The sequence below is a fragment of the Bartonella sp. CE47NXGY genome (genome assembly GCF_042195415.1).
Lineage (GTDB): Bacteria > Pseudomonadota > Alphaproteobacteria > Rhizobiales > Rhizobiaceae > Bartonella.
Map to the genome: position 1 here is coordinate 1 of NZ_JBHIOI010000129.1, position 1,562 is coordinate 1,562.

The window sequence follows — 1,562 nt, forward strand, 5'->3', positions numbered from 1 at the left end:
GCAACCCTGCCTACCCTCTAGAGTTATTTCAGAGGGTTATTACCATAAGTTTAGAGACAATGAAAATCGTTAAGAACTTACCAAAATTAGAAATTAGAGAAACTGAATAGACTTGGCTTGCTAAACTCACAAAGGGGTATAGAATCTTATAACCATAATCTATACCTCTTTTGTTAAGTTGATTAGATACAATCCTAATATGCGTTATTCTAAAAATAAGGCTTTGTACTTTTAAACACTCTTATTGGGATTGCTTTAAGACTTTTAAGAAACCCACTCTTAAATAGAATTAGATTTTTTTACATCGCCTTTAAAAGATTATACCGTAATCTAAAATGATAGCTTTATTAACATCGACCTTGTGGCTAAAATTCGTGATTATGCTGCTATTTTCCTAACTCTACTTTGGGACTATAAGCCCCTCTTTGGCTAGTTTTTCAACAGTTGTTTCAGCAACGCTTACTATGAGATTAGAAAATGATGCAAAAGCATTTCCATCGCTATAGCCTTTTGCTAGCCATATGGTTTCTTTGTTTTTTGTATGGTGAATAAGATAAACACTAACACTTATGGCGGGCTTACTAATATTATATCCACCGGTCACATAACCTGGTGTCGTCTCAGTTTCTATGGTAGCAAAGTTTCCAAATCCCGAAATAGTACTTGTAGAGGTTCCCGGATGATACGTTGGCGGGATATATGTCTGCGATATAGCACGATTATCAACGCTAACTATTAGGAGTGCATCTGCGCCTTTATTTGTTATAATTTCCTCTTTCTCGTTATAGGAATAATTACGAGTTAGAGGGAAAAGTTCTAATCCTCTCAATATCTGTACATTGTATTTAGCAAGCGATTTCTCAAAGGTGTCTTCAAGTGCTTTTTGCTCAGAAATAGACATGCCAACACCTCCTATGACCATCTTTTTCGTTTGAAATCGTCCCTTGTAGTTTGGATCAACAATTCCGTTCAAATGTGTTATAGGACCACAAGCTGTGAGTATTAACAAACAAAGTAAAATAAAAAACTTCATCATCATAAACCTTTGATTAATGCAAAAGTCTAATAATGTATTTATAATTCAAATTAAAGATACGATTTGAACTTTTAAATAATTTTTTTAGATTGTTTTGCAAAATTTAAGAAATCCACTCTTAAAGTGAATTAGATTTTTTTACATTGCCTTTAAGAGATTATACCGTAATCTAAAATGAGTGCTTTATTGTTATCAAAAGCTTTGTTTAAAGAGAGTTATGTATATTCATTTTGCTTATAGGTTTTGAAGGTGTAAAAACCGTCAAAACCCCCTCAAAACGTATATTATTAGTTGAATTTATAGGTTGTGTTATCAATATGGGTTGTTTTTTAAAGGTCTGTAAAATCTTAACATATTGAAAAATAACGTTTTTACTTTTTATCGTTTTTTTACATAATAGCAGCAACCCTCAAAACTCAAAACCCCTTCAAAACTCATAACCATAAGGATCTTGATAGCATTTATTATGATTATAATCCCTTTCTTTTGAAAGGCTTTAAAAGATCACATACTCTCATAAGACATG

General features: G+C 32.1%; 1 protein-coding gene. It reads right to left on the bottom strand.

Going from position 1 to position 1,562, the window contains the following annotated elements:
* Nucleotides 1-400 precede the first annotated feature (400 nt).
* Nucleotides 401-1,033, bottom strand: a complete 633-nt coding sequence (locus tag ACFIL3_RS10095) for a hypothetical protein (RefSeq protein WP_375627779.1) — start codon at nt 1,031-1,033, stop codon at nt 401-403.
* Nucleotides 1,034-1,562: the final 529 nt, after the last annotated feature.